The organism is Streptomyces himastatinicus ATCC 53653, from assembly GCF_000158915.1.
GTDB lineage: Bacteria > Actinomycetota > Actinomycetes > Streptomycetales > Streptomycetaceae > Streptomyces > Streptomyces himastatinicus.
In genome coordinates this window covers 10306752-10311868 of the sequence record NZ_GG657754.1, presented here as the reverse complement: position 1 = coordinate 10311868, position 5117 = coordinate 10306752, and the positions used below count along the sequence as shown (strand labels likewise).

The window sequence follows — 5117 nt, the reverse complement described above, 5'->3', positions numbered from 1 at the left end:
AGCTGCGCGGCCCGGAGAACTGGCTGGTGACGGCCGTGGAGTACCGGGGCGAGCGCTGGGGGCGGCTGGTCATGCTGCCGGATGCGGCGGGCACCCCGGCGGTGGGGCCCGAGCATGCGATGGTGCTGGAGCGTACGGCCACCGCGCTGACCATCGCCCGGCTGACCCAGCACACCCGGTGGGAGCGGCGCGCCCAGCGCACCCTGCTGCTGGATCTGGTCGAGCAGCGCTGCCGCTCGGCCGGGGAGGCACGGGCCCGCGCCGAGGCGCTGGGCATGCGGGTCATGGGACGGCGGCTGATCGTCGCGCTCGTGACCCTGGCCCGGGCGCTGGGCGGCGAGGAGGCCGGGGAGCTGGAGGACCGGCTGACCGAGGAGATGGCCGCGGCCGGTGCCGCGGTGCTGATCGGCGCGGTGCCCGGCGATCATCTGGGAGTGCTGCTGGCGTTCCACCCGGCCACGCCCTGGCGGCCGTTGGTGGAGCGGCTGAGCCGTTCCGTACGGGAGTCGCATCCGGACGCGGTCGTCAGCGTGGGCTGCGAGGTGTCCGACCTGTCGCAGACCGCGCGCTCGTTCCAGCAGGCGGCGCGGGTCGCGGACGCCGCCGTCCCCGGCACGCCGGACAAGCCGTTCCATGAGCTGAGCGATATCGGGCTACGGCAGTTGCTGTACGCGCTGCGCGACGACATGCGGGTGCAGGAGTACGTGGAACGGCAGCTCGGCCGGTTGGTGCAGCACGATGAGCGGCATGGCACCGATCTGGTGACGACCCTGCACGCCTATCTGGACGCGGCGGGCAACAAGACGGTGGCCGCCAAGCGCGCCAGCCTGTCACGGCAGGCGTTCTACCAGCGGCTGCACGCGATCGAGCGGGTGCTCGGCTGCGATCTGGAGTCGGGCGAACAGCGCACCCAACTGCATGTGGCGCTCACCGCGTTCAGCGTGCTGCGGCTCGCCCCTGGCTCCAGCTCCTCGTGACGCGGCGGCGGGCCGCCTGCCGCCGCGTCTCGGGGAGCCGGTGGCTCACTTCACGAAGGCGGCTCACTTCACGAAGTCGTCGACGACCTTCGGCGGCCAGGAGCCCACGTTGAGGACGCCCACGGAGTAGGCGCGGGAGACCAGGGCCGCCCGGTTGGGGACCCGCAGCTTACGGAGCAGACGCGTCACGTGGTATTCGACGCCTTGTCTGCTGAGGTAGAGCCGGGAGGCCAGCGGAATGGTGGATTGTCCCGCCGCGATGCCTTCCAGAATGCGCGCCTCGATTTCGCTGAGGATCTTCTTGCGGCTGGTCACCATGTCCAGCTCCTGGCCACCGGCCACGGGCCGCAGCACCACCAGCAGCGAGGCGACGTGCGAGGTGCCCTCGCGTACGGCGACGGCGGTGAGCGCACTGGTGAAAGCCGTGCCCTGGGCTCCGACGACGACCACCTGGGAGGCGAACCGGTCGCGGGTGCCGTCGGCCAGCCGGGAGAGCTGATGGTGCAGCGCCTGCTGGGCGCTGGGGTGCACCAGGTCGCAGAAGTCGCGGCCGCAGACGCTCATGGAGGAGTCGTCGTCGAACTGCCGGAAGAACTCCTGGTTCGCCTGCTGGACCGTCAGGGACGGGTCGAGACAGACGACACACGCCCCCGGCTGGTCGAACTGGCGCAGAAGATCCGCGTACTCGATCTGGTCACATTCGAGCTCGTGGGGAGTTGGCCGAGCCGAATCTGCTAGAGCGGAAACTGCCAAGGGACTGCCATCCCTTCCTGTTCATAAATGACCGAAGACGAATGACCGGGGATGAATGCCGCGGTTATTCAATTCGAAAGTTTTTTACGGAATGGAGACTAGGGAGATCCCCACGTATGAGTCAACGTCAGCAGGGCGGCGTCGCCCAATCCTGTGGTACCGCACCCCGGAGGTTCGGTCCGCACCGCAGGGTTTCGGTGGTCGGTACGGTGGGTTCGCCGGCCCAGGGAACTTGCCCGGATCGCCCCCTCGCCCGGCCGGTACGGGCACATGCCGACAAGCCCGGGCCGACGCCGGTTGGACATGCGTTGAATTAGCTCCGTTAACGCAGGATTTCAGAATCCAGGCGGGGCAGGATCTCCATCAGCTGGCGGCGGCCGGAGATGTCCAGCTTGCGGTAGGCGTGGGTGAGATGCTTCTCGACCGCGCGGGAGGTGACGCCGAGCCGGCCGGCGATCTCCTGGTTGGTGAGGCCGCCACCGGCCAGGGAGACCACGGTGCGTTCGGTACGGGTCAGTGCGGCCTCGGGCCGCGGGGCGGGCGCGCCGTGCCCCTGCTCGGCCTGCTCGACCAGCCAGGGGGCGCCGCAGGCCGCGGCGAGGGCTCCGGCCTCCCGCAGCAGGCTCGCCGATTCCGGTCCGTTGTCCAGCCGCCGGCCCAGCAGGGTGAGCGAGCGGGCGAGTTCGAGTTCGTTGGCCGAGGCGCGCAGTACGTCGGCCGATTCGCGCAGCAGATTGGTGCCCCGGGCGCCGCCGTGCAGCCGGCCCTTGAGCCGCAGGGCGCGGCCCAGCGCGACGGGGGCGCCCCAGGCCTCGGCACGGGCGTGTTCCTCCTCGGCGAGCGCCAGCGCCGCGCGGGAGTCTCCGATGCGGTGCTGGAGGGCGGCCGCCCAGGGCCGCCACCGGAAGAGGACGGGATTGCGCCAGCCCGCCGACTCCAGCTGCCGCCCGCAGGCCAGCAGGGTGTCCAGCGCGCTGGTCCAGCGGCCGCACCGGGCGTCCTGGGACGCCTTGAGGAGCTGAAGCGAGGCAGTGAGCGCGAGGCTGGCGGACCGCCGCCGCCCGGCCTCGTCCAGCAGCCCTTCGACCAGTTCGCTGTCCTCCAGCTCCAGGGCGACGCCGCTGAGGGCGACGGTGGCGAGGATCCCGGCCTCCGACCAGTGCGCCCCGGCCAGCCGCATCGCGCGCTCGGCGGGCTCCCGGGCCCGGGCCACCCGGCCGCGCGCCAGCAGCATCAGCGCCTGCTCGGCGTGGACGAGCGCGTCGACGGCCGTGACGTCCTGCCGCGGGGAGTGCCGCTCGGGCTCCGGCCAGGAGTTGATGCCCCGTACCGAATCGGCGGCGACCATCGCGACGGCCACCAGCGGCAGCGGTGAGTGGACCCGGTCCGCGGTGGCCGGTTCCCGCTCCAGGATGCGGGCCGCGAGCCGGGCGACCTCGGCGGCCGGCCGCCGGGTCGTGAGCATCGCGGCGTCGAGCAGTACGACGGCCAGCTCGCGTTCGGCGGTGGAGCCGAGCGGCGGTTCCCCGCCCAGCGCGGACAGCCGCTCCACGGCCGCGGCCAGCTCCGCCGGATCCTCGTACCCGGCGTACCACAGCCGCGCCTCCAGCCGCAGGGCCACGTCGCGCGCCGAGCCGTCGAGGGCGGCCGCGGGGCCCAGGTCCTCGGCGACCTGGTGGAACAGGTCGAGGATCGCCGGCGGCGACACCCCCACCACGGTCGGGGAGATCCGCAGCGCCGCGGCGGCCCGCTGCCGCGGCGTGGTCAGCAGGGGTATCGCCTGGGAGATGTGGCGCTCGCACGCGGCCGGGTCCCATCCGCGCTCCGCCGTGGCCAGGTCGATCAGCAGCCGCCCGCGGGTCTCGCCGGGCAGCGAGGCGTCCAGCAGCGCGCGCCGCAGATAGCGGGTGGCGATGTCCGGCGCGCCCCGGCGCAGCGCGGTGTCGGCCGCGGCCCGCAGCACCTCGACCGCCCAGGGCTGCTGTGAGGCGGTGACGGCCATCAGCTGGGCGGCGACCAGCTCGGCGGCGGAGCCGTTGCGGTAGAGGAGGGCCGCGGCGGCGTCGTGCAGCCGGTCGCGCTCGGCCACCGTCATCGAGGACTCGACGGCGTCCTGGACCACACGGTGGAGGAAGCGCGGCTCCTTCTCGGCCGCCAGCAGGCCGAGTTGGTCGAGGACGCGCAGCGCGGCGGCGAAGCCGATCGGGTCCAGGCCCGCCAGTCGGGCCATCAGGTCGGGTTCGCCCTGCTCGCCGAGGACGGCGATCGCGGCGGCCAGGGCCCGTACCGGCTGCGGCTGGGTGCGCATGCAACCGGCCAGCCATTCGCGCAGCTGGGCGGGGCGCTGCCGCCGGGCCGTCTCGACGTGCCCGGCGGTGGGGCTGTGACCGGCCGCGGCGAGGGTCACCAGGACCGACCTCAAGAAGAGGGGGTTGCCCGCGGAGATCTCGTGGCAGGCGCGGGCGAAGTCCTCGTCGCCCGGCTCGCCGAACTGGTCGAGGACCAGCGCCTTGGCGGCCGCGAGGGACAGCGGCGCCGGGCGCAGCACCCGCTGTGCGGAGTCGGTGATCTCGCGCAGCGTCAGCCGCCGGGCCCCCGGATCGCCGTCGCGCAGGGCGCAGACGAGGACGGCGCGCAGCCCGTGCAGCCGCTTGACCAGGTACGCGAGCCAGCGCAGCGAGGGGGCGTCCACCCACTGGAGATCGTCCACCAGGATCAGCAACGGATGGTCGGCGCCGACGTCGGCCAGCACGGAGCGCAGTCCGTTCAGCAGCGTCTCGGACAGGCTGACGGAGCCGCACTCGCCCAGCGGCAGGGTGTCGTCGGCGAGGACCATGCGGGCGAACTCGCCGTGGTCCCGCAGCCAGCGTTCGCTCTGCTCGGGCGGGGCTCCGGTCAGCAGGCTGTCGAAGAGCTGACGGACCACGCCGAAGGCGAAGTCCTGCTCCATCGGGGCGGCGTTGGCGCGCAGGACGCGGACGTCCTCCCCGGCCAGCTGGGGCAGCCGCTGGAGCAGCGCGGTCCGGCCGATGCCGAGCGGGCCGGTGAGCAGCAGCAGCGACGAGGTGCCCGCGGCGGCGGCCTTCAGGGCGTCCCTGACGTGTGCCGCCTCGGTGTCCCGCTCATGCAACATCCGTGCCGTATCCCTCCGTTGCGGGCTCAAGCGACATCCGTGCCGTATCCCTCCGTTGCCCGCACCAGCGCGTGGAGTTCCGCGCGCCCCCCGATCCGCAGCTTGCGGTACGCGCCGCTGAGCCGCAGCTCTACCGTGCGCCGGGTCACCGACAGCATCTCGGCGATCTCCCGGTTGCCGTGGCCGAGTCCGGCGAGGGTGGCGGTGCGCCGCTCGGGTTCGGTCAGCGTGGCCCAGGCGGGGTGCGGGCCGGG

The 5117-nt window shown here is 73.2% G+C and carries 4 protein-coding genes; 1 reads left to right on the top strand and 3 read right to left on the bottom strand.

Annotated elements, in window-relative coordinates; genetic code table 11:
- The coding region (locus tag SSOG_RS43340; RefSeq protein ID WP_039940153.1) for a PucR family transcriptional regulator at positions 1-977 on the top strand (977 nt) is incomplete at its 5' end.
- Between the two features lie 63 nt (positions 978-1040).
- Here the strand turns inward: SSOG_RS43340 and SSOG_RS43335 are convergent.
- The 3 genes from SSOG_RS43335 to SSOG_RS54500 form a co-directional block, all read right to left on the bottom strand.
- A complete protein-coding gene (locus SSOG_RS43335) occupies positions 1041-1649 on the bottom strand; it encodes a helix-turn-helix transcriptional regulator (protein WP_009720671.1) in 609 nt (202 codons plus the stop codon).
- Positions 1650-2052: 403 nt separating this feature from the next.
- Positions 2053-4863, bottom strand: a complete 2811-nt coding sequence (locus SSOG_RS43330) for a helix-turn-helix transcriptional regulator (RefSeq protein ID WP_009720670.1) — start codon at positions 4861-4863, stop codon at positions 2053-2055.
- A gap of 26 nt (positions 4864-4889) precedes the next feature.
- On the bottom strand, positions 4890-5117 hold a 228-nt coding region (locus SSOG_RS54500; protein WP_039940151.1), incomplete at its 5' end, for a LuxR C-terminal-related transcriptional regulator.

Coding starts and splice junctions, on each gene's coding strand:
- SSOG_RS43330 (WP_009720670.1), bottom strand. CDS start 4,863: ATGTTGCATGAGCGGGACACCGAGGCGGCACACGTCAGGGACGCCCTG.